General features: G+C 39.7%; 20 protein-coding genes. 12 read left to right on the top strand and 8 right to left on the bottom strand.

The features are described from left to right. Window position 1: 1 nt before the first annotated feature. The 7 genes from thiE (at window position 2) to QPX86_RS11160 (ending at window position 6,281) form a co-directional block, all read left to right on the top strand. Window positions 2-1,648 carry a thiamine phosphate synthase gene (gene thiE / locus QPX86_RS11190; RefSeq protein ID WP_285162695.1) on the top strand — a complete coding sequence of 549 codons (1,647 nt, stop codon included), beginning with the start codon at window positions 2-4 and terminating at the stop codon, window positions 1,646-1,648. Further along, complete coding sequence (locus tag QPX86_RS11185) at window positions 1,641-2,483, top strand: HesA/MoeB/ThiF family protein (RefSeq protein WP_285162694.1); 843 nt, start codon at window positions 1,641-1,643, stop codon at window positions 2,481-2,483. Before thiE ends, QPX86_RS11185 begins: the two co-directional genes overlap by 8 nt. Before the next feature lie 35 nt (window positions 2,484-2,518). Further along, window positions 2,519-2,722: a sulfur carrier protein ThiS gene (thiS, locus tag QPX86_RS11180; RefSeq protein WP_220754314.1), complete on the top strand. Its 204-nt coding sequence runs from the start codon at window positions 2,519-2,521 to the stop codon at window positions 2,720-2,722. A 1-nt stretch (window position 2,723) separates the two neighbouring features. Then, entirely contained in the window at window positions 2,724-3,488 is a 765-nt protein-coding gene (locus QPX86_RS11175; RefSeq protein WP_220754313.1) for a thiazole synthase, read from the top strand. Window positions 3,489-3,501: 13 nt separating this feature from the next. After that, window positions 3,502-4,611, top strand: a complete 1,110-nt coding sequence (gene thiH, locus QPX86_RS11170; protein WP_285162693.1) for a 2-iminoacetate synthase ThiH — start codon at window positions 3,502-3,504, stop codon at window positions 4,609-4,611. Window positions 4,612-4,796: 185 nt separating this feature from the next. Further along, on the top strand, window positions 4,797-5,081 hold the full coding sequence (locus QPX86_RS11165; RefSeq protein WP_220754311.1) for a chemotaxis protein: 285 nt from the start codon (window positions 4,797-4,799) through the stop codon (window positions 5,079-5,081). 9 nt (window positions 5,082-5,090) lie between these two features. After that, window positions 5,091-6,281 (top strand): putative metalloprotease CJM1_0395 family protein, encoded by a 1,191-nt coding sequence (locus tag QPX86_RS11160; RefSeq protein ID WP_285162691.1) that lies wholly within the window; start codon window positions 5,091-5,093, stop codon window positions 6,279-6,281. A gap of 37 nt (window positions 6,282-6,318) precedes the next feature. Here QPX86_RS11160 and QPX86_RS11155 read toward each other — a convergent pair whose 3' ends face one another. From QPX86_RS11155 to cmoA, 8 genes are all read right to left on the bottom strand, one after another. Beyond that, window positions 6,319-7,221 carry a LysR family transcriptional regulator gene (locus QPX86_RS11155; protein WP_220754309.1) on the bottom strand — a complete coding sequence of 301 codons (903 nt, stop codon included), beginning with the start codon at window positions 7,219-7,221 and terminating at the stop codon, window positions 6,319-6,321. Window positions 7,222-7,368: 147 nt separating this feature from the next. Continuing rightward, window positions 7,369-8,499: a DUF3541 domain-containing protein gene (locus QPX86_RS11150; protein WP_285162690.1), complete on the bottom strand. Its 1,131-nt coding sequence runs from the start codon at window positions 8,497-8,499 to the stop codon at window positions 7,369-7,371. Next, window positions 8,477-10,258: a hypothetical protein gene (locus tag QPX86_RS11145; protein ID WP_285162689.1), complete on the bottom strand. Its 1,782-nt coding sequence runs from the start codon at window positions 10,256-10,258 to the stop codon at window positions 8,477-8,479. Before QPX86_RS11145 ends, QPX86_RS11150 begins: the two co-directional genes overlap by 23 nt. After that, window positions 10,221-11,180, bottom strand: coding sequence for an alpha-L-glutamate ligase-like protein (locus tag QPX86_RS11140; RefSeq protein WP_220754306.1), 960 nt, complete (start codon window positions 11,178-11,180; stop codon window positions 10,221-10,223). The genes QPX86_RS11145 and QPX86_RS11140 overlap by 38 nt, the downstream gene beginning before the upstream one ends. Continuing rightward, window positions 11,180-12,685: an inactive transglutaminase family protein gene (locus QPX86_RS11135; RefSeq protein ID WP_220754305.1), complete on the bottom strand. Its 1,506-nt coding sequence runs from the start codon at window positions 12,683-12,685 to the stop codon at window positions 11,180-11,182. The genes QPX86_RS11140 and QPX86_RS11135 overlap by 1 nt, the downstream gene beginning before the upstream one ends. An 8-nt stretch (window positions 12,686-12,693) precedes the next feature. Next, complete coding sequence (locus QPX86_RS11130; protein WP_220754304.1) at window positions 12,694-13,461, bottom strand: ATP-dependent zinc protease family protein; 768 nt, start codon at window positions 13,459-13,461, stop codon at window positions 12,694-12,696. Between the two features lie 77 nt (window positions 13,462-13,538). Next, on the bottom strand, window positions 13,539-14,531 hold the full coding sequence (gene cmoB / locus QPX86_RS11125) for a tRNA 5-methoxyuridine(34)/uridine 5-oxyacetic acid(34) synthase CmoB (RefSeq protein WP_220754303.1): 993 nt from the start codon (window positions 14,529-14,531) through the stop codon (window positions 13,539-13,541). Beyond that, window positions 14,528-15,259, bottom strand: coding sequence for a carboxy-S-adenosyl-L-methionine synthase CmoA (gene cmoA, locus QPX86_RS11120; protein ID WP_220754302.1), 732 nt, complete (start codon window positions 15,257-15,259; stop codon window positions 14,528-14,530). The genes cmoB and cmoA overlap by 4 nt, the downstream gene beginning before the upstream one ends. A gap of 305 nt (window positions 15,260-15,564) precedes the next feature. Between cmoA and QPX86_RS11115 the strand changes: the two genes are divergently transcribed. From QPX86_RS11115 to ruvA, 5 genes are all read left to right on the top strand, one after another. Beyond that, entirely contained in the window at window positions 15,565-18,396 is a 2,832-nt protein-coding gene (locus tag QPX86_RS11115) for a diguanylate cyclase domain-containing protein (protein WP_285162687.1), read from the top strand. A gap of 258 nt (window positions 18,397-18,654) precedes the next feature. Then, window positions 18,655-20,436 carry an aspartate--tRNA ligase gene (gene aspS, locus QPX86_RS11110; RefSeq protein ID WP_285162685.1) on the top strand — a complete coding sequence of 594 codons (1,782 nt, stop codon included), beginning with the start codon at window positions 18,655-18,657 and terminating at the stop codon, window positions 20,434-20,436. Window positions 20,437-20,562: 126 nt separating this feature from the next. Next, entirely contained in the window at window positions 20,563-21,309 is a 747-nt protein-coding gene (locus QPX86_RS11105; protein ID WP_220754299.1) for a YebC/PmpR family DNA-binding transcriptional regulator, read from the top strand. A gap of 23 nt (window positions 21,310-21,332) precedes the next feature. Further along, the gene (gene ruvC, locus QPX86_RS11100) at window positions 21,333-21,854 is read left to right on the top strand and encodes a crossover junction endodeoxyribonuclease RuvC (RefSeq protein ID WP_102526060.1); all 522 of its coding nucleotides are present in this window, start codon (window positions 21,333-21,335) and stop codon (window positions 21,852-21,854) included. Then, window positions 21,851-22,468: a Holliday junction branch migration protein RuvA gene (ruvA, locus tag QPX86_RS11095; protein WP_220754298.1), complete on the top strand. Its 618-nt coding sequence runs from the start codon at window positions 21,851-21,853 to the stop codon at window positions 22,466-22,468. The genes ruvC and ruvA overlap by 4 nt, the downstream gene beginning before the upstream one ends. The last annotated feature ends 3 nt before the right edge of the window (window positions 22,469-22,471 follow it).

The following is a 22,471-nucleotide window of genomic DNA, read 5'->3' as shown; positions in this document are numbered from 1 at the left end:
TATGTCTCAACTGATGCAAAATATTAAGAAACCTATTGTCTGGACCATTGCGGGTTCAGACAGTGGTGGCGGCGCAGGTATTCAAACAGATTTAGCAACGATGAACGACTTAGGCTGTTTTGGCTGCAGTGTTATTACTACACTGACTGCCCAAAACTCTGTGGAAGTGAACTTGGTTGAACCAGTATCAGATGCCATGTTAATCGCTCAGTTAAATGTGCTTGAAGCTGATTTAACACCTGCAGCAATAAAAATTGGACTGATTGCCAATCAACAACAGCTGAATGTTATTGCTAAGTGGCTCAAATCGTTTAGAAGCAAAGATATTGCCAACAAAATCGTGCCTGTGATTGTCGATCCTGTAATGGTTGCCAGTTGTGGAGATGGTTTAAATCGACAAGCTGAACTGGATTTCAGCGCTTTTAAAGGTTTGATCACTTTATTGACGCCCAATGCTCAAGAGTTGTTTAGGTTAGTACCAAAATCAGCTGTAAAAATCGATTTAGGTAAAGCGAGTTTTTATGATGCTGCTTCGTTTCTAAATATAGATTTAAAATGTAATCTTCTTGCAAAAGGCGGTGATGCCCAGCAATGGCAAGGAGATACAGCCAGTGACTTATTTGTTTGTCAGCAGGTTTTAGGTGTCAGCGAATCACATCAATATCAAAGCTTTTGGCTATCATCAAAACGTATTGGAACTAATAATAATCACGGAAGTGGTTGTACATTATCTTCTGCTATTGCTTGTTTTATGGCACATGACTACGTGCTTCACGATGCAATTGTGATGGCGAAAGCATACGTGTCAAAAGGCTTATTAGATAGTGTGCAATTTGGCAAAGGCGCTGGCCCTTTAGCTAAAACCGGTTGGCCAGAGGATATTGGTCTATATCCTCGTGTTAGTCATTATTACGCAATTGATTCGAATAAGAATCTAACGAACTCAGCAGATCAAACTATTGGCTCAAGTCATGGTTCAAATAAGGCTTTTGCGAAATTAGAGCAAGAAATTGGTGTTTATCCCGTTGTTGAAGATATTGCATTGCTTGAAGCGTTACTTAAAGCTAAATGCACAACAGTTCAGCTTAGAATAAAACAAACTGGTGATACATTAGATGAGCATATAGAGACGCTAATTCAACAAGCGATTACTTTAGGGCGTGATTATCAAGCCCAAGTGTTTATTAACGATCATTGGCAGCTTGCGTTAAAACATGGTGCTTTTGGTATTCATTTAGGGCAAGAAGACGCAGAATTGGCGCCGCTAGATGTAATTAATGAAGCGGGGATTGCGATTGGTTTATCGAGTCACAGCGTTTTTGAGATCTTACTTGCCCACCAATTAAAACCTTCCTATATCGCTCTTGGCCATATTTTTCCAACGACCACTAAGGTAATGCCATCGGCGCCCCAAGGTTTAACAAAATTAGCCCGTTACTCAGCTCTGCTTAAATCAGTTTATCCAACAGTGGCGATTGGTGGCATAGATGGGCAGGTTCTCGATCAGATAAAAGCCAGCAAAGTCGATAGCGTCGCAGTGGTAAGAGCGGTCACTGAAGCTGCCTATCCAACATCAGCATATAAACGTTTGTTGAGTCAGTGGCAAAGTGATGATTTAAGTTTACAGTGCGAGACTAGTCATGAATAAATTATCTGATGTTCAGTATATGCGTTATTCAAGCCATGTATTACTGCCTGATATGGGTGAGGATGGTCAGCTTAAATTGATGAACAGCACTGTGGTCATTATTGGTATTGGCGGCTTAGGTCATGCTGTAGCTCACCAACTTGCTGCTGCTGGCGTCGGCAAGATTATCTTGATGGATGACGATATTGTCGAGTTATCAAATTTGCCAAGACAATTGTTATTTCAAAATGAAGATATCGGTTTTAAAAAAGTTGATGTTGCCGCCCATAAACTCTCTCTAGCTTATGCTGATTGTGTCATAACACCGCTATGTCAAAGGTTTATGGCTCAAGATGACGCGATATTAAACGATGCAGATATAGTCTTTGATTGCACTGATAATTTTACTTCTCGCTTATTGATAAACCGGATTGCAGTCCGTGCTAAAAAAGCGCTGATAAGTGGTGCCGTCAGCGGTGCAAATGGGCAGTTATTTTGTCTCGATTTTACTCAGGCTGTTTCTTACGGGGATCTTGTCGCCACTCATGACAAAAATAGCTCTGGATCTGACATCCTACCGTCTAACAATACTGAGCACAAAGCGGGTTGTTATCAATGTCTTTATCCAGAAGATTCAGCCGTAAATCAGTCATGCGCTCAAGCTGGAGTGCTAACCTCAGCATTATTGTCCGTTGCATCAATGCAAGCTTTACTGGGCCTAAATTGGTTAAAAAGCGATGAAATACAAAAGCGAGATTTGAAAGGCCGCCTGCATTTATTCGATGCTAAAAATCTACAGTGGCGCCATGTCGGTATGTCACAAGATCCAAATTGTTGTATTTGCGCATTAAATTAAGCAGTTTCAGCCTTTTAAGTACGTTAGGAAAAATTATGATCACAATAGAATTTAATGGTTCAGCTGAAAAACTACATAGCAACGCAAGCTTGCTGCAGTTAGTTGAGTTAAAAGATTTAAATCCGAAGTCATTGGCACTAGTTTTGAATGACCAAGTTGTTCCTCGTAGTCGTTGGGCGCAGATTGAATGTCAACAAAGTGACAAAATTGACGTATTTTCAGCAGTAGCAGGGGGATAAGATGTTATCAATTGCTAATCAAGAATTCGAATCACGTTTGTTTACTGGAACAGGGAAATTTACCGACTCTAAAACAATGTTAGCGGCGATAGCGGCGTCTCAGTCCCAATTAGTGACGCTAGCGATGAAGCGGATCGATCACAGTAAAGATTTTGATGACTTACTGACGCCATTGCAGCAAATGGGAGTTAAGTTATTACCAAATACTGCAGGAGCACGTAATGCAAAAGAAGCCATTTTTGCAGCTGAACTTGCCAGTGAAATGTTAGCTACAAAGCTGATCAAACTAGAAATACATCCAGATCCTAAATACTTAATGCCAGATGCCGTAGAAACGTTAAAAGCCGCTGAAATACTATGCAATAAAGGTTTTACTGTATTGCCATATGTACATGCTGACCCTGTTTTATGTTATCGACTGGAAGAGGTGGGCTGCGCCGCTGTTATGCCATTAGGTAGCCCTATTGGGAGCAATCAAGGTTTGGCTACAGAGCCCTTTTTAGAAATTATTATTGAGCAAGCGAATATACCAGTTGTGGTTGATGCTGGTATAGGCGCACCTTCGCATGCGTGTAGAGCGATGGAAATGGGAGCTGATGCCGTTTTAGTAAATACCGCGATTGCCAGTAGTACAGATCCTATTTCTATGGCGGAGTGTTTTAACAATGCGGTCAAAGCAGGAAGGCAAGCGTATTTAGCAGGGCTCGGCAATGTTTCAAAACAAGCAGAACACACTAGTCCGCTAACGAACTTTTTAAAGTTTTAAGGTCAGGATAGTAATGAGTTTTACTGAACAATTTAAACAGTTAAACCTTGATGAATTGTCTATGCGCTTATATTCAACCACTGCTGTAGATGTGGAGCGTGCGATTTCACATTCGCAAGGTAACATCGACAGTTTAATGGCTTTATTATCGCCAGCGGCACAACCATATCTTGAACAAATGGCGCAAAAAGCTTATCAGCTGACTCGGCAGCGTTTTGGTGCCAATATTGGATTATATTTGCCGCTTTATTTGTCTAACTTGTGTGCTAATGAGTGTGATTATTGTGGTTTCTCGATGAGTAATAAGCTCAAGCGAAAAACACTGTCTGATGCAGAATTATTAGCTGAGATGAGTATTATTAAGCAGCGAGGTTTTGATTCAATTTTGCTGGTGTCTGGTGAACATGAAACCAAAGTAGGTATTGAGTACTTTAAACATGTTTTACCCATCGTAAAGCAACAATTTAGCTATGTTGCAATTGAAGTACAGCCGTTAACTGAATCAGAGTATCGAACGTTAGTGGAGCTGGGTCTTGATGCCGTGATGGTATATCAAGAAACCTATCAACCTCAAACGTATCGTAAGCACCATACTCGCGGAAAAAAACAAGATTTTTTATATCGTTTAGCAACTCCTGATCGAGTCGCTGCCGCGGGTGTTGATAAAATTGGTTTAGGGGTGTTACTTGGGCTGGATGACTGGCGGTTAGATGCACTAGTGATGGGATATCATCTTGGGTATTTAGAGAAGTATTATTGGCGAACGCGCTATAGTATCTCGTTACCTAGGTTAAGGCCTTGTACTGGTGGGATAACGCCGAAAGTTGAGCTCACCGACGAAGGTTTAGTGCAACTGATTTGTGCATTTAGATTGTTCAATGCGCAGTTAGAAATTAGTTTGTCTACTCGAGAAACTCCTGAGTTCAGAGACAATTTGCTACCACTTGGGGTGACAAATATTAGTGCTGGTAGTTCGACTGAACCAGGAGGTTATCAAAATCCCAATGCGCAGCTGGATCAATTTGAAATCAGTGACGATCGAAGTGTTAGTCAAGTTATTGAAAAAATGCAACGAATTGGTTTGAATCCTGTTTGGAAAGACTGGGAGAGCGCATGGTTTTAGAACTTGGTATTAGTGTTTGATTTTAGCACTTGTTATAACAATGCGCATAACAAGTATCCTATTGCTGTACAAACCGTAAGTCTTGAATGATAATTAAACACTTAATAAAGAACACTTAACGATAATAATATGAACTAAATTCATTTTTATATTGTTTTAGGTTTGATTTTAAAAGGATTGATGACATGCAAGTACCATCAGCAATGACCTCAGGAATACAAGGTTTACAAAGTGCCCAAAACGATTTAGCGCAAGCAACGACAGCTGTTGCTGCTCCAGAGCCAGCAACAGCTGCTCCAATTAAAGCGGAACAAGATACTGTAACCTTAAGTTCTCAAACAACGCAGCCAACAGATAAAGTATCTGCTTTGATTGATGCTGAGCAAGCGGTGACTCAAGCGCAAGCTTCTGCAGAAGTCATTGATGTTACATCTGAAAATGTCGGCACTATTATCGATTTATCCGTTTAATCGATAATTATGAATGTTCAGAGTCAAACCTCTATACAAGCAACAAACCTAACCTCGAGTCAAAGCGTTCGCTCAACTCGAGGTTCGGTTGTAGGTCATGGTGCTAATAGCGTTGCTAATAATTCTGTTACTAATAGCTCTGTACCGGCCGCGAACACACTAACAAGTACCTTCCCAACAAATGGTTCTTTAACAAAGAGCTCTCTAGCAACTGGCTCTCTAGTTAATCGCCCTCTAGCCAATAACTCTGCAACTCATTTTGCCGACATTACATCGGAGACTAATCCAAGTTCAAACATGTCAGTTCAGCAGTCAATGACTCCTGAATCGCTTAACCCATCCGCTTCGCAATTTAATATGAAAAGTGGCGCTATATCAGTGCTGGGCTTATCAGCTGGTGGAACTCAGGAAGAAACTGATAAAGCAATAAATGTTTTTAATCAAGATGTTAAGCTTTCTAAGAATATTGATGAAAATAATTTAGTTGGTAAGCCTGTGTCAGGCTTTGAAGGGATTGGTAATAAAGAAACGGAAGCACAAAATGCTGAGGTTGATGATAATGCTGAAAACAGCGCTGAAAATGAAGCTGAAAACAAAGCACAAACAGAACAAAAACAAGAAGCGGTTAAGCAAGAAGTGGAGCAACAAGTTCAACTTGATGCCCAAGTGATTAAGGAGCTTTCTGCAAGAGACTCTGAAGTTAAAACACATGAACAGGCCCACGCCGCCGTAGGTGGAAGTTTTGCTCACACTCCTCAATATACTTACGAAAAAGGCCCCGACGGTAAACGCTATGCTGTTGAAGGTAAGGTTAATATCGATGTTGGTGTGATTGAAGGTAATGCCCAAGCAACCTATAACAAGATGCAAAAGGTTTATGCAGCAGCCATGGCACCAGTTCAACCTTCAATTGCCGATATTCAAGTGGCTAATGAAGCGGTTCAAAAAATGAATGAAGCGAAAAAAGAATTAACTGCTGAGCGGCAAGAGAAGATAATAAGTAGTGAAGATTCAAAACAAATTAATGATTTAGCTCAACACTTAGAATTGTTTGGTCAGCAAGACTTTACGCCCACTTATCCATTTGACCAAACGAACTATCAAAATAGCGATACTGAAACAACAATCAATAATGCCAACATTAACGTATCGGATTTACAGTCAGAACAAGCATACACACCAATCAATATTGCTGTATAACGTCACCTAAACCTTGCCAAATTTTATTTGTTTAATTTTAATCAAGACTCTGATTTATATCATGTTGAAGTAGTATCAAAGATTCTAGTAGTTTAGATGCAGGCCCTTGTTTATCGCGATTTGGGATCAGTAAAGATAGTTGTATTTTACGACTCTTACTGCCTTTTAACACTAACCGTTTTAGCTCTCCTGATACTATATTATCTTTAACTAAGTAGGCTGGTGCCCAACAAAAACCAATGCCTGTTTTTAGTATATTTATCGCTTCGTGGAAATTTGAAACCGTCCAGCGTTGCTCTGCTTTGAGCCAACCAGTATCAGAGGCTTTATTAATCGCAGTGTCTTTGATTACCACCTGTAAGTATTGCGCAAGAACTTGATCATCAGCAATAACCTTTTGCAAAGCTAAAGGATGATCTGGAGAGCAAACTAGAAATAACTCTGACTCACAAATAGGTTCTGCAATATGACCTTTTGCGGGAATAGCACATATGGCAATATCAGCCGTGCTATTTAAAATTAGCTCATGAGTTCCTGAAATTACCGAATCGATGATAGTGACTCGAGTCCCACGGCTATGGGGTAAAAATGCTTTTAATGCATCGACTAAAAAGTCCATAGGGTAAATAATTTCGCGGGCAATAGTTAAATTGGGTTCCCAACCTTCACCTAAGTTACTGGCTAATTGTTCAAGTTCATCGACTGTTTGTGTTAAATGACGTGAACGGCGCAGTAATACTTCTCCTTGTTCAGTAAGGTAAGCTTTGCGGCCTTTAACTTCGAGTAATTGGATACCTAACTGACTTTGTAGTTTTGCCACTGCATGATTAAGTGATGATTGGCTTTTATTGAGCTGATCTGCTGCTTGTGCGTATCCACCAAAATCAACAACAGATTGAAGGATACGCCATTGTTCTAATGTTGACTTTGCTCTGCTCATATTATTCTCGAATGATATTGTTCTTAACTGTCGATGCAGGAGTTAATTATGGGCGAAGAAACAACACAGTAATGTTAAACAATTTAGCCGCCCCAATTTTTATCAATAAGAAATAGGGCGTATTGATAATTACGCCCTTAGTTTTTGTCAGTTTTTATCAGTTTTTATAGGTGCAACTTGCACAGGTAAGTATTTTTTAGTGGCTTTAATGTCTGCAAGATAAGGGCCTTTGTGAAGTTTTTCTGGCCAGTCTAATAACATCATAGCTAATACATTTCGGTGCTCACCCATTACCATATCAGGGTTACCTCTAGGCGATGGAATGATCTGATATTCTGGTTCAAACGAAGCTGCTATATGGTTTTGGGTTTTTTTAATCACAGGGTGATCACGTAAACCAGTTAAATAAAAGCTGATGCCCACTTCAGAAATAATGTCGTCAGTTGCATCTTTTAGAATACGGTCGATGTTGTTATCAAAGTAATCTAAGATCCATTTAAATTCTTTCGCACTAACTTCTTTTTGGTAATAACCACTTGCGGCGAAAATAAAGTGCGTCATGCCATATAGTTTATTTTGGAACTGTTTTTTGTCTAGTTCACTGTCTTTGTCATTTGGGTAAGCTGCAATAAAGGCTTTTTTGTAATCTTCAACATAGCTTCCAACTTCAAGCTGTTCTGCCCAATAAGCATAATTAATTAGTTGAGCAGCCCAAGATTTAATCATTTTAGGGGCAGTTAATCCTGGTGTTAGATCGTAAGCCTTTAGAGCATCGACCATCTGTTGGTGGCATGGACCATTAAAACCTAACTCATTAATCCGGCTGGCGTACCGTAATAAAATATCGCTATAAAAAATAAACTCAGGGAAAGGTTTTAATGCTTTCTTGCGTGCTTTAGCACGAGGCCCTTTACCCAATACACTGATAGCTTGCTCTGCTTGCTGTTCAATAAATTTAGGTGTATCAATATTGCAAGCAAAGTAATTTTGGCGTTCAGTAATAGTAATTAAATCGATAAGTGCAGCATTAGTGTATTTTTCATCACCTGTCATACGGTACATTCTTAGGCCGTAATGGCCCTGAATACGCGGTGGGAGAGTATACATATTTTGTTCAAGGTTTAGCTGAATCGCACTTCGAACTTGTTGATGTGTTAGCGTTGCTGAGGATGGTTTTGTTTCAGCGAAACTTCCCGTTGAAGCGACCACAAGTGACAAGCCGACGATGCTTGAACCTACAAGGCAAGATAAGGATTTAAATTTGCGAATGGCCAACATTGAAGGCTCTCCTGATGATTGATGATGGATCATTGGGTGGGGTAAGTATAATGATCATTTGCTCATTTAGGGTTAAATTTTCTTCATTAACTACAAAAATATCAAAAACTTGACGTTCTGTTACTGTAGGTTTACTTGCTTCAAAAATGATCCTAACAAGGCTTTGATGCCAGAGAGGTAAATAATAGTCTATCCCCTCATTAGCAATGCCATTAAAGCTAAATGCTAGTTCTTGAGCACCTTGCCACTCTTGATTAAAACTTTGCTCAAACGATATTGCTAGCGGCTGTTGGTTAATATGTTCATTAAGATAGAAGTCCAAAATCACTTTAGAGCGAAAAACACGTAATTGCTGTCGATAATCAATTGCGGCTTGTTCTCGCTCTGATAGGTCTAACTTGAGGTGTTGACGTAAATATTGTGCTAACCAAAGCTGTCCTAGTGAGTGATTGTCTGCCAGACCCTGTTTGTTATTTAAATAAAATTTATTTCCTCGAGCTAAACCTGCGATAGTTTCTGTTACTGCATCGATTAATTGATTGGCTTGCCTTCGGTTAGAGATTTTTTTTACGTAACTGATACTGGCTTGTGCAAATTGATGCCCGATTACGGGGTAACGAATAATGTGTGCAGAAGTTTTCATTGCTGGTGTTACAAACAGTTCGCCGAGTAAACGTTGTTGATGCCACACCCGATAGATTTGGTTTTCGGCAAGTTGATTAATCGTTTTTTCTGATGACAGCTGAGTTTCTTCGCGTTTTTGTTCAAAGCGATCTTGTTGCTGAGTTATTGCAGCTACAGATAAAATTTCAAAACGAATTCCAACCTCTTCTAATTGTTGGAACGCTTGCGCGATTATGTCATTTGCTGAGGTGAAACCTGTGTATTTTTCGTGAGGTAAACTCGCAAGATGTTGCCCAATATTCCACGGTGCAATGTTGATATTGGTAGTGATTTGCTGCAAATAATTAATTAGAGCATCACTATCTAAAAAGTGAGTGTCGAGATGTTGCGCTGCAGTTGGTTGTTTAATTTGCTTGATGATGTCTAACGAGACTGCATTTTTGTATTTGGCTCGCGATTGATAAGCAAGCCAAGCACTTTTTCGACATTGCTCATTTGGTTGTAAAATAAGATATTTAGCAAGGCTAACATCGAGGTTATATTTTGCAGTGGTGTTGACTGAGTTGTTGTTATCATGATTGTCATTATTACGGGTCGTATCTTCCTGAGAATGCTCGAATGCAGGAGATGTTAACTGACATTTTTTGTCGTTAAATACTAATTCGACATGATTATTGCTAAGGTTTCTTCTTATAGTGGCTTGAGCATTATGCAGTTTGGATTTAGAGGTAATGTCTAACTGTCTACTTTGAATTGATTTAAGTTTTGCAGCTAAAGACGAATAGGGTGGCTGTGCTTGTGACAGGTTATCAATGAAATGTTCAAGTGTAGGGTCTTTCAGTAAAACTTGAAGCTCATCGGCTAAATGCAGCTGACACATCAAAATGCTTTCGCGTTGGCTGTTAGCGGCTAAGTCACGATAATAATTTAATCGGTCATTAAAATTGTTGAAACCTAAGGTGAGTTGTTCAAATTGAACAGCCTGTTTAGCAACAGGCTGATTTAAATCTAATTCAACCAGAGACGGCTGATAACGCAGACATTGTTGAATGAAAAGGTTTAGCGGGTTGGCAACTGCCGGAGCAGTTGCCAATAAACTAAAAGTTAGGATTACTACAAAAATGTTTTTTTGCATATGCGACGCGCTCTTCCACTGATAACGTCGGTCCTTTAAGACCTTCTACATGTTTTAGTCTACCTAAAATCCCTTTACCATTAGCTGTTTGAATCGCCAATCCTGGTCTAGCATTCAGCTCTAATAGTAGCGGGCCGCGTACTTTGTCCAATACCATATCAGTGCCCAAATAACCTAACTCACACATTTCATAGGCACTTGATGCAGTATGTAATAGCACATCCCAGTTAGGCACTTGGATTTGTGACAGTTCATAATTGGTATCTGGATGAGTTAACACAGGCTTATCAAATTGAACTGCATATAAGCTTTTACCCGTCGCTATATCCAAGCCAACACCAACAGCACCTTGGTGTAAGTTCGCTTTACCATCAGATGCAGCAGTGGAGCAGCGAAGCATCCCCATGACCGGATAGCCTTTAAATACGATAAGGCGAATGTCTGGTACACCTTCGTAACTAAAGCCATCGAACACAGGATCAAATTCGATTAAGCCTTCGACTAAGCCGACATCAGGAATACCACCAAGTGAAAATAGGCCACTTAAGATATTCGAGACATGACGATATACTTCATTTGGTGTGACTTCATCGCCATTTGGTTTGTAATAACGGCCGTTTTCAACGTGTGTTATGACTAAAATACCTTTACCACCAGAACCTTTAGCCGGCTTAATAACAAAACCTGTTCTGCCCAGTACCATTTGCGGTATTTCATTAATTTTATGTTGTTCTTCAACAACACCGATTAAGTCTGGTACTGCAATATCATTGGCTAAAGCTAATTGCTTAGTAATGAGCTTATCATCGACGCGCTTATAAAATTTACGTTGATTATACTTGCCAATGTAATCGATATTGCGCTTATTCATATTCAAAACGCCGTTTCGGCGTAATTCCCAAGGCCAAGCGTAATTTTTCATTACTTTTCCTCAGCCAAAGGCTTAAAGCGTTTTAGTTCTGTTAGGCGGTAACCAGTGTACTGACCCATTACCAATACCAATGCCAGAATGACTAAATGAATACCTAAGAAGTTAAACACCCAATGTTGGATCCAAGAGTTGCTCATTGCTAAATAAGCTAATGTCGCCACAAATAAGCTACCGCCACCAGACATAAATACTGATTTAGGCCCTTCTTCTTCCCATAAGATAGACATCCGCTCGATGGTCCACGCAAGAATGATCATTGGGAAGAATGTAATAGTTAGTCCTTCGCTCAAACCAAGCTTGTATGAAATTAAAGTAAATAACCCAATAATAAATATCACCACAATAATCACCGCGGATATTCGGGATATGAGCAAGAGATTGAGTTGTGATAAATAGGAACGGATCATTAAGCCAAACGCGACAATGAGTAAGAATCCAATCAAACCTGTCAGTAAGGTAGTTTGAATAAATGCCAGTGCAATAAGCACTGGCATGAAGGTACCTGAAGTTTTAATGCCGATAATAACGCGCAAAAAAACCACGACTAAGACACCGATAGGAATCAACAAAATCCCTTTAAACGTGCTTTGCTCTTCAAGCGGTAATTGATACAGAGAAAAGTCCAGCGAATCTGTATTCATCATCATATCGATTGATGTGGCTAATGCAGAACGCGTTTCTTGTAACATTGAGAAATTGACTTGTGAATTACTACCGCCAATAACGTCAAGTACTGACATACCATTGTGTTGCCATAGTACTAAGTTGTCTGGGCGACCTTGTTTGTTGTTCTCAACATCAAATAAGATCCATTCACCGTCTTGATAAACTTGTACGTACGGATTGAGCTGTTGACGGCGACGTTGATCTTCTAGCATCAAGCCACTAACTTGCTTTGCTGGTACACCTTTAGATTGCAGCATTTGCAAAAATAGTTGAGTACGAGAATTAACTGAAAGTAATAAAGCCAAGTTTTGTGATTGATTGCTGTTGTTAATCACATCCATTAGCTGTTGGGCGTAAGAAATGTTACTGGCACTTCGTTCCCAAACTTGATTAATGATTTGTTCAGCTGCACCGCGCTCGGTCACTTGCCATAAGTATGGTTCTGGGGTCGCAGGCTCTTCATCGGCATCGACTTTAAGTTGACCAGTAGGTACCAGAGTTACGCGATAGTATAAAGACTGACCACCAGAAGCTTCACGAATTGACCAAACAGCTCGTCGATCATCGCCTTCAGATATATTTAAACCATACCCCGCAGATGTTGCGTTTTCGGCCAACACATCAAAGGCTGGGTCTTGAGGTAGTGAAAGTGAGGCTTCAGCAGGTTTATTAATGCCATTAAACATGACTTTAGCTTCAACGGACCAGCTTTGAACTTGCTCGCCTGGAAAAAATGGAACGTTATGTTCAATACTGCGGTAAATACTCGCAGTTATCCCTGAAATGAAAAGTAGGGCAACAAAGATAAAAAACGGCTTACGAGAATGCATTTGAATTCCTATTTAGCTTCTTTAGTCGATTCTGTTTGTGGTTTTTTGCCATGAACGTATATTTGGCCAACATCTACAACAGCAATGTCTTTCATAAATTTACGACCAAGTAATAACGGGAACTCTAAGTGGCTACGATCTGTTAAGTTCAAGTCAGTTTCAGCAGCATACTGACCAATTTTTAAATGTGCGTGGATGACTGGACGGCGGTCATCTGGCATATCCGAGTCTTGTTTGATGCGAACAAAACGCTCAACTTTATGCTCAAAGGTGTTACCAGGCTGATCTGCTCCATTGGTCATGACATCAAATCGTACCCATTGAACACCGTTTCGTTCAAACAACACGATATTTCTAGCATCTAATGAAGAAGACTCTGCACCCGTATCAATACGCGTTTCAAAAGAGGCTTTAAGCTCGTCAACAAATACATGCTCAACTTCGCCTAAAACAATTTTGTCTGAAACAACAGATTCAGGACATTGTGGCGGCTCACTTAATTGAGCGAGAGCAGCCGCATCGTCATTCATTTTTTTGGATTGCTTGGCTAATGCGTCAGTGATTTGTAATTTTAAATCGTTTACTTCAGCGCTTAGGTTTTGCATTTCAGATGAAGAACTTTCACATTGAGCGTTTATCGCATCGATAATCGCTGTTTGTGAAGTGGCAAGATTAGCACTCAGTTCTTCACTTCCAACTGGAGTAACTTTCTCAGTTGATGCACAGCCTGATATTAACGCGGCGGTGACGGATAAAATAATTACCTGCTTTAACATGACAATTCCTGTTTTTATAATCTAAGCTAATCTTTCTAATTTATTGCTTTAATGGGCTATTTTATAGGGTTACAACATCAAACTAGGTCGTGATTTGGTTGGTTTTTTATGGCAATAATAGTTGCACGCTTTGGAGCCGGATAACCTTCGACCGTTAAACTAACATCATTTGGGTCAAGATAATCAACTAATGATTCATTCTTCATCCATTGAGTTGACCTTTGTTCTGCCATTGAGGTGATATCGACATCTACACAGCGAATATCGGTGAAATCGCATTTTTTCAACCATAACATGAGCGCGTCTACTGATGGCAAGAACCAAACATTGTTCATTTTTCCATAGCGATCTTCAGGCACTAGAACCGCATTTTCGTCACCATCTATGACCAAGGTTTCTAATACAAGTTCGCCGCCCATTCTAAGTTGGTCACGTAATTGTAGAATATGATCAATAGGGGAGCGTCGATGATATAGCACGCCCATTGAAAACACAGTGTCGAATGCATCTAATGGCGGTAACTCTTCAATACCCAAAGGCAATAAATGCACCGGTTGCTCATTACCTGCTAAACGTTTAACCGCTTCAAATTGGCATAAAAATAATGGTGAAGGGTCAATACCTACAACACGTTTTGCGCCAGCACCTAGCATTCGCCACATATGATAGCCACTGCCACAACCCACATCTAATACAGTGCGGTTGTCCAGAGGTGAAATGTGTTCTTTTACACGGTCCCACTTCCAATCACTGCGCCACTCTGTATCAATTTCAATACCATGGATATAAAAAGGGCCTTTACGCCAAGGTTGGAATAACCCTAATAGGTTTTGTAACTTTTCAGTTTGACCAGCGGTTAGCTGACTTCCGTCACCAATTTTCACACCATTAAACAAGTCAATATGGGTCGGAGCTGGGTAATGCAGTTTATTAAGTACTTTTTCCCATTTTGGCAAGTTGCCATGTTTGTGCTCTCTTTGCCATTTCCCAAGAATTGCAGGAAGTTCTTCAAGCCAATGTTGTAAGCTAGAGTCGGCAATTTGTTGGTAAAAGGAACTAAAACTAATCACTTGATGGCCACCATTGATGCAAAATTAAAACATTGAAACCACACTGTTGAATGGCTAAAACCATTGTCAGTGAAGCGTTGTTGGTGCATGGATAAACTATCTGGACGCATAACATTTTCAAGTGCACTGCGTTTTTGGCTAATCTCTAATTCGCTGTATCCATTTGCGCGTTTGAAATCTAAATGCTGTTCATCTAATAAGGTCTGAATCACATTGTCTTCAAACCGTAATTTTTCTGATATCACTAATATGCCGCCAGGGAGTAAACCTTGATAAATCTTAGCAATCAATTCGTCTCTATCGGTTACGGGAAGAAATTGTAGCGTGAAATTAAGCACGACCATTGAGGCATTGGTAATGTCGATATCACGAATGTCACCACAAATTAGTTCTACTTCCGTATCGCTGACATAGGCAGATAAATTCTCTTGGCAACGAGATACCATTGACTCACTATTATCGACAGCAATAATTCTGCATTGACGCTGCTCTATTTGACGACGAATGCTTAGTGTTGCTGAGCCTAAAGAGCTACCTAAGTCGTAAACATTAGATTTAGGTGTAACATAGCGGTCAGCGAAATCACCAATAGTATTAATGATTTGGGTGTAACCTGGCACCGACCGTCTAATCATGTCATTAAATACACCAGCAACACGATTATCGAACTGAAAATCGGATATTTTGTCAGTTGCTGCTGCGTATATTGTATCTAGTTGAGAGTTCATCTGAGGTAACTTGAAAAAATAATAGCTTCATTTTAGCCAATCCTAGCAAATAGCAGCAAGTATCCTATTGGTATTTTTTGTTTTATTTTGTTTATTTACTTAAATTAGGGTAAAAATTTAATCTAGTTGGTTAAATGGCCGATATAAATCGGTATGATAAACAAAAAATTAAAATCATTTACAAACAAACCTATGTCCAGTTAACAAAGTGACAACTGTTTAAAGGTGTGTAGTTAAGAACAAATTAAACAAATAACGACTAATAGAATGATTTTTCATTCAAAACTTAGCACAAAGGAACGGGCTTGAAGTTAATTAGCACTATTTTTACTTATTTACTGTTTATTTTGATGACGTTGCCTGTGGTGGCAGATGAGATCAATACAATAACCACTGTATCATCGATGCCCCAATCGATGACTATTTCAATGAGTGAGGATGCTTATCCTTATCAATTTGTTGATGACAATGGTAATGCTGCAGGAGTAATGGTTGATATATGGCGTGAATGGTCCTCTGTAACAGGCATTAAAGTGCATTTTAAACCTATGCAGTGGAAAGAATCTTTACAAAAATTAGCTGATAGTGATGTCGACATTCATATTGGAATGGCGATTACCGACGAAAGACAACAACAATTTTCATATGGCGAAAAAGTTTCCTCACTTAATTCTTATTTATATCTTCATAAAGACATCGCAGACAAAAAAAATGTTGAGGATATTAGGCCATTTAAAATTGGCATTATTGAAGGTACGTCCCACAAAGATGACTTACTGGCAATAGAACCCAGCCTGACATTCAAAAACTTTAAAACTAAAAAAGCTTTATATGATGCAGTTGTTGCTGGAGAGCTGTACGCATTCGCGACGATTCAAGGTTATAACCAAGGAATTCCGATTAACTTCGAGTTAGCTAATAACTTTCATATATCATCACGAATTTTGATCAATGAAATAGATTTAGCACCCGCCGTATTAATCTCCAATAAATCTTGGTTGCCGTTGATTAATGAAGGCTTCAAACAAATCTCCACGAGTCATATTGATGAAGTTGAAAAACGTTGGTTTGGATATCGCCGTGAATCAAACGGCATACTTATCGCTATGCAAATGAAAGTCGAGCCTTTTGTTGATATTGGTTTAGATGGCTTCCCACATGGATTATTTGTCGATTTATGGCACCTTTGGTCTGAGAAAACAGGAATCGCAATTGACTTTATACCCAGTGATATGAATGGCAGTATTGAGCTTATTAAAGATGGCCATGCTGATGTGCATATTGGATACCCTGAAAGTGATGAAATTAATACAGGACTTAATCGAGCGAATCATTTCTATTCAGTTAAAAGTCGCTTTTTTAGCTATAACAAAGAAATTAAAGACATCAGCGAACTTGATGGTCAACGTATAGGTTTATTCGCAACATCACCATACATTATCGAATTAAGAAAAGTCCTTCCTAACGCGCAAATTCGATATTACGAATCTGTTGAGCAATTGATTAAGGCAAGTCGTGATGGCGACATTGCTGGTTTTGTTGCATCCAGTGCCTATACAGCACATTACTTGTTGCATCACAAGTCTTGGTCCGACTTCTACCAATTTAATGACTTAGATTTCAATACCCAAATCTATAACCTGACAAGGGTTGAAGACGCTGAACTGGCTGAACGTATTGCAAATGGTTTTAAATTAATCAGTGACTTTGAAATGGCTAAACTTGAACAGAAGTGGTTATTAAATAAGGCTGATAGAACATTCTCTATAGTAGATAAGCAAATTTACATCAGTAATAAAGAGAAGAAATACATAGATTCTTTAGGTGCGATCAAGTTGGGTTACTTAACACAATGGGCGCCAATGGAATATCAAAATGAATTAGGTGAGTTTTCTGGCATTAATAAAGAAGTCATCGAAATAATCACTGACCAATTAGATATTGATATCATCCCTGTTGCTTATCAGAACTGGGACAGGCTCAATAAAGATTTAAAAAACGGTAGTATTCATTTAGTAGGCAGCATGGCGAAGAATAAAAATCGCGAACCTGCACTCGAGTTTACAGAAGGTTATTGGCCATCACCGTGGGCGATTGCCACTAGTTTAACTCAACAACCGTTATTTAATTTAAGCCAGTATAATGGTAAACGGATTGCAGTGGTTAAGGGTTATAACTTAATAAATCTGTTGCAACAACAATTCCCTGGGCTTGAAATTGTTCTAGTTGACAGCACACAACACGGATTAAAAGCCGTTTCATCTGGTAATGTTGATTTGTTCATTGAACAAGTCGTCACGCTTGCCTATGCATTAAATGAAGGTGAGTTTCCTGATTTGAAAATGGCATTAGTGGCTGATTTAACTGAACAAAGAAGTCATATTGGGGTTTATCCAAAACTAAAAGAGTTAATTCCATTACTTAATCGAGCAATCGAAACTATCGATGAGACGAAACAGCAACAAATGTACCAAAAATGGGTTGCAGTTGACCTACGTTCAGAAGCTGATAAATATCAAAAATGGTTCAACATTGTTTTACTTGGTCTACTGGTTATTAGCGTGATTACCTTTGCGGTCTTTTTAGCTAACAAACGTCTTAAATTAGAAATAGCACTTAGAAAAAATGCAGAGCAAAAAATTAAATTTGTTGCAGAGCATGATCCAGTTACTCAATTACCAAACCGTGGTTTACTGGATGACAGATTGGCGTGTGCAGTCAAGGCCCATGAACGTGAACAAGTTAAATTTGCTCTATTGTTTATTGATTTAGATAAATTTAAAAATGTAAACGATCAATACGGACATCATATCGGTGATAGTTTGCTGATACACATAGCTTCGGCATTAAAGTCGGTTGTACGTAAATCTGATACGGTTTCGCGTTTTGGTGGTGATGAGTTTGTTATCTTGCTAAATAAAGTCGAAAGCGCTGAGTGCGCAGCTAAAGTTGCTGACAATATCATCAAGGTCTTATCTGATCCTTTTTTAGTCGATGGAATCACTTTAACCGCATCAGCTAGTATAGGCATTGCCGTGTACCCTGATGATGGAGATGACGCTATTGCTTTACTGCAAACTGCAGATAAGAAAATGTATAAGGTCAAAAAGCAAGGCGGTGATAAGCACAGCTTTTAACTAACTAATGGGTTTTAAGCAGTTAAATACAATAAATCATAGTATTTGCTGTTTTTTTACTCGGTTACAAAGGGAACTTTCCCTAAAGTCTGTTCAATTGCAGTAAACTAATTGATACTTCCATGCAAAAATGTAGCACACGTTTAATAATCACGTTTTTGACGTATTATAAGTGCTATAGTTGCCTGCATTATTTTAATATAATGCCAAAATAAATTGTTTTTTAGACACCTATTTCCGAACAAAGGGTAGAGTTAAATGCGCAGTCATTATTGTGGAGACGTTAATAAGTCTCATCTTGGTCAAGAAGTCACCTTAGTCGGTTGGGTTAACCGTAGCCGCGATTTAGGTGGTGTTATATTTTTAGATCTTCGTGACAGAGAAGGGATTGTTCAAGTTGTTTACGATCCAGACTTGGAAGACGTTTTCAAAATAGCGAGCAGCTTACGTGGTGAGTTCTGCGTACAAGTTAAAGGTTTAGTACGTGCAAGACCTGACAGTCAAATCAATGCACAAATGAAAACTGGCGAAATTGAAGTATTAGGCCAAGGCCTAACCATTATCAATGCTTCTGCGCCACTGCCTTTAAGCATGGACAATCATCAAAACAACAGTGAAGAGCAGCGGTTAAAATATCGCTACCTTGACTTACGTCGTCCTGAAATGGCTGACCGTTTAGTATTCCGCTCGAAAGTTACTAGCGCTGTGCGTCGTTTCTTAGACGATAGTGGGTTCTTAGATATCGAAACACCTATTTTGACTAAAGCGACTCCAGAAGGTGCTCGTGATTATTTAGTACCAAGTCGTACTTATAAAGGTCAATTCTTTGCTTTGCCACAATCTCCACAGCTGTTTAAACAGTTATTGATGATGTCTGGTTTTGATCGCTATTACCAAATCGTTAAATGTTTCCGTGATGAAGATTTGCGTGCAGATCGCCAACCAGAATTTACTCAAATTGATATCGAAACTTCTTTCATGTCTGCTGAGCAGGTAATGGAAAAAACTGAGACTATGGTTCGTGGCTTGTTCAGCGATTTAATGAATGTTGAATTAGGCGAGTTTCCTCGTATGTCATATGCAGAAGCGATGGCGCGTTATGGTTCAGACAAACCTGATTTACGTAATCCACTTGAGTTAGTGGACGTTGCGGATTTGGTGAAAGATGTTGAATTTGCAGTATTTAGTAGTCCTGCTAACGATGAAGAAGGTCGTGTTGCTGCGCTTCGTATCCCAACAGGTGCATCACTGTCTCGTAAGCAAATTGATAACTACACTAAGTACGCTGGCATATACGGCGCTAAAGGCTTAGCGTGGATGAAGATTAATGATTTAAGTGCAGGTATTGAAGGAATTCAATCTCCAGTACTTAAATTCTTAAACGAAGATATCGTTAATCAAATTGTTGCACGTACTAATGCACAAACTGGTGACATCATCTTATTTGGCGCTGACAAAGCAAATGTCGTTGCTGAAGCGATGGGAGCATTGCGTCTAAAAGCTGGTGAAGATTTCGAATTACTTGAAGGTGAGTGGCGCCCAATGTGGGTCGTAGACTTCCCAATGTTTGAGAAAATCAACGGTGGATACCACGCAGTTCATCATCCATTTACGGCTCCTCGTGGTGTAACCGCTAAAGAACTTGAAGCAAATCCTGGTGCGGCAATCTCAGATGCTTACGACATGGTATTAAACGGCTGTGAGTTAGGTGGTGGTTCTGTTCGTATCCATAATGCCGATATGCAAAGTGCTGTATTCCGTATTCTTGGTATTGATGATAAAGAAGCAAATGAGAAGTTTGGCTTCTTATTAGAAGCATTACGTTACGGTACACCGCCACACGCAGGTTTAGCATTCGGTTTAGACCGTATTATCATGTTGATGACAGGTGCTAGCTCTATTCGTGATGTGATGGCATTCCCGAAAACGACGACGGCAGCTTGTCCATTAACGAATGCACCAGGTTTTGCTAACCCTCAACAATTAGTTGATTTGGGGATTAGCGTTATTGAGCAAGAAAAGCCTGCCGCTGACGAGTAATGTTAATTAGTCAACTTACAAACTTAATTGGTTTGTACATTAAGCGTTAATCCACAAACCGAGGCTTTTGCCTCGGTCTGTTTTTATGTAGCCTAAAAAACTGAAATACATATCCAAGGAGTTGCCATGGCTGGCCACAGTAAATGGGACAACATTAAACATCGTAAAGCTGCTCAAGATGCAAAACGAGGTAAGCTATTCAGTAAATTTATTCGCGAGCTAACGGTTTCTGCCCGTGAAGGTGGTTCAGACCCTGATGCAAATCCACGTTTACGTGCCGCAATTGATAAAGCATTATCAAATAACATGACCCGCGACACGGTAGAACGTGCTGTTAAACGCGGCGCTGGTGAGCTTGATGGCCAGCAATTAGACACCATTATTTATGAAGGTTATGGCCCAGGCGGAACCGCGGTGATGGTTGAAACCATGACAGATAATAAAAACCGTACCGTATCAGGTGTACGTAATGCTTTCAGTAAGTCAGGTGGCAATTTAGGTACAGATGGCTCAGTGGCTTATATGTTCACCAAATCGGGTGTAATTTCTTACAATGCTGACGTTGATGAAGACGAACTAATGGATGCTGCGCTTGAAGCGGGCGCAGAAGATGTTATTACTCATGAAAATGGCGCATTTGATGTGTTTACCACACCAGATGCTTTCGGTACTGTAAAAGATGCACTGGATGCCGGCGGTTTTGAAGCAATAAATGCAGAAGTTACTATGATTGCAGGCACTAAAGCAGAGTTAGATGCCGATACTGCTGCTAAGTTTATGCGTTTGATTGATAACCTTGAAGATCATGATGATGTTCAAGAAGTTTATCATAATGCTGAAATTTCAGATGAAGTGATGGAAAGCCTTGAATAATTGTTCCAAGGAAGCGTAAATCGATGACGATCATTTTGGGGATTGACCCAGGTTCGCGGATCACAGGTTATGGTGTTATTCAATGTCAAGGTAGACAACAAAGATACCTTGGAAGTGGCTGTATACGCACGTCAGCAGATGATTTACCTACTAGATTGAAACAGGTTTTTGATGGCGTTACTGAAATCATCAAGCAGTATCAACCTGACCAATTTGCCATTGAACGGGTTTTTATGGCAAAAAATGCGGATTCTGCGCTTAAATTAGGGCAAGCGAGAGGCGTAGCAATCGTTGCTGCGATGAATGCGGGGTTACCTGTAGCTGAATATAGTGCAACCCAAATCAAAAGCGCAGTAGTTGGTACAGGTCGCGCGCAGAAAACCCAAGTTCAGCATATGATCCAACAAATATTTAAATTACCAGCAGCACCGCAAGCCGATGCTGCCGATGCTTTAGGTGTCGCAGTTTGTCATAATCATACTTTCCAAAGTTTAATTGCGATGGGCGGAAAAGCCCAAAGCCGCACATATGGACGATATAAATGATAGGAAGATTAAGCGGGTTGGTTGTTGAAAAACAAGCACCTGAAATTGTTTTAGATGTAAACGGTGTTGGTTACGAGCTACAAGTGCCTATGACCAGTTTTTATGAGCTCCCAGAACTCAATCAATCAGCAATGCTCTATACCCACTTTGTGGTGCGTGAGGATGCGCAGCTACTTTATGGGTTTATCACCAAGCAAGAACGAGCACTGTTTCGTCTTCTAATCAAAACTAACGGTGTGGGCCCTAAACTTGCGTTAACCATTTTATCGGGTATGACTGCCAGCGAGTTTGTGAATTGTGTCGAGCGTGATGACATAGTGACTCTCGTCAAATTGCCTGGCGTTGGTAAAAAAACTGCTGAGCGCTTAGTCGTTGAAATGCGTGATAAGTTGAAAAGTTTACTAGAAGCCTCAGTAGGTTCTGAGCGTGAGTTTGCTCTACAAAGTAATTATAAGCCGGCTGCTGTTGAAAATAACGCAGAAGAAGACGCCATTGCTGCGTTAATTGCATTAGGTTATAAACCTGCTCAAGCAAGTAAAGCTGTTTTAAGTGCTTATAGCGAAGGAATGACAAGTGAGGTGTTAATTAAAGCCTCATTGAAGTCGATGTTATAAAGA

The sequence above is a fragment of the Shewanella goraebulensis genome (assembly GCF_030252245.1).
Taxonomy (GTDB): domain Bacteria; phylum Pseudomonadota; class Gammaproteobacteria; order Enterobacterales; family Shewanellaceae; genus Shewanella; species Shewanella goraebulensis.
Note: the sequence above shows the minus strand (reverse complement) of the source record. Positions and strands in the feature narration are given on the sequence as shown.

Coding starts and splice junctions, on each gene's coding strand:
- thiE (WP_285162695.1), top strand. CDS start 2: ATGTCTCAACTGATGCAAAATATTAAGAAACCTATTGTCTGGACCATT.
- QPX86_RS11185 (WP_285162694.1), top strand. CDS start 1,641: ATGAATAAATTATCTGATGTTCAGTATATGCGTTATTCAAGCCATGTA.
- thiS (WP_220754314.1), top strand. CDS start 2,519: ATGATCACAATAGAATTTAATGGTTCAGCTGAAAAACTACATAGCAAC.
- QPX86_RS11175 (WP_220754313.1), top strand. CDS start 2,724: ATGTTATCAATTGCTAATCAAGAATTCGAATCACGTTTGTTTACTGGA.
- thiH (WP_285162693.1), top strand. CDS start 3,502: ATGAGTTTTACTGAACAATTTAAACAGTTAAACCTTGATGAATTGTCT.
- QPX86_RS11165 (WP_220754311.1), top strand. CDS start 4,797: ATGCAAGTACCATCAGCAATGACCTCAGGAATACAAGGTTTACAAAGT.
- QPX86_RS11160 (WP_285162691.1), top strand. CDS start 5,091: ATGAATGTTCAGAGTCAAACCTCTATACAAGCAACAAACCTAACCTCG.
- QPX86_RS11155 (WP_220754309.1), bottom strand. CDS start 7,221: ATGAGCAGAGCAAAGTCAACATTAGAACAATGGCGTATCCTTCAATCT.
- QPX86_RS11150 (WP_285162690.1), bottom strand. CDS start 8,499: ATGTTGGCCATTCGCAAATTTAAATCCTTATCTTGCCTTGTAGGTTCA.
- QPX86_RS11145 (WP_285162689.1), bottom strand. CDS start 10,258: ATGCAAAAAAACATTTTTGTAGTAATCCTAACTTTTAGTTTATTGGCA.
- QPX86_RS11140 (WP_220754306.1), bottom strand. CDS start 11,180: ATGAAAAATTACGCTTGGCCTTGGGAATTACGCCGAAACGGCGTTTTG.
- QPX86_RS11135 (WP_220754305.1), bottom strand. CDS start 12,685: ATGCATTCTCGTAAGCCGTTTTTTATCTTTGTTGCCCTACTTTTCATT.
- QPX86_RS11130 (WP_220754304.1), bottom strand. CDS start 13,461: ATGTTAAAGCAGGTAATTATTTTATCCGTCACCGCCGCGTTAATATCA.
- cmoA (WP_220754302.1), bottom strand. CDS start 15,259: ATGAACTCTCAACTAGATACAATATACGCAGCAGCAACTGACAAAATA.
- aspS (WP_285162685.1), top strand. CDS start 18,655: ATGCGCAGTCATTATTGTGGAGACGTTAATAAGTCTCATCTTGGTCAA.
- QPX86_RS11105 (WP_220754299.1), top strand. CDS start 20,563: ATGGCTGGCCACAGTAAATGGGACAACATTAAACATCGTAAAGCTGCT.
- ruvC (WP_102526060.1), top strand. CDS start 21,333: ATGACGATCATTTTGGGGATTGACCCAGGTTCGCGGATCACAGGTTAT.
- ruvA (WP_220754298.1), top strand. CDS start 21,851: ATGATAGGAAGATTAAGCGGGTTGGTTGTTGAAAAACAAGCACCTGAA.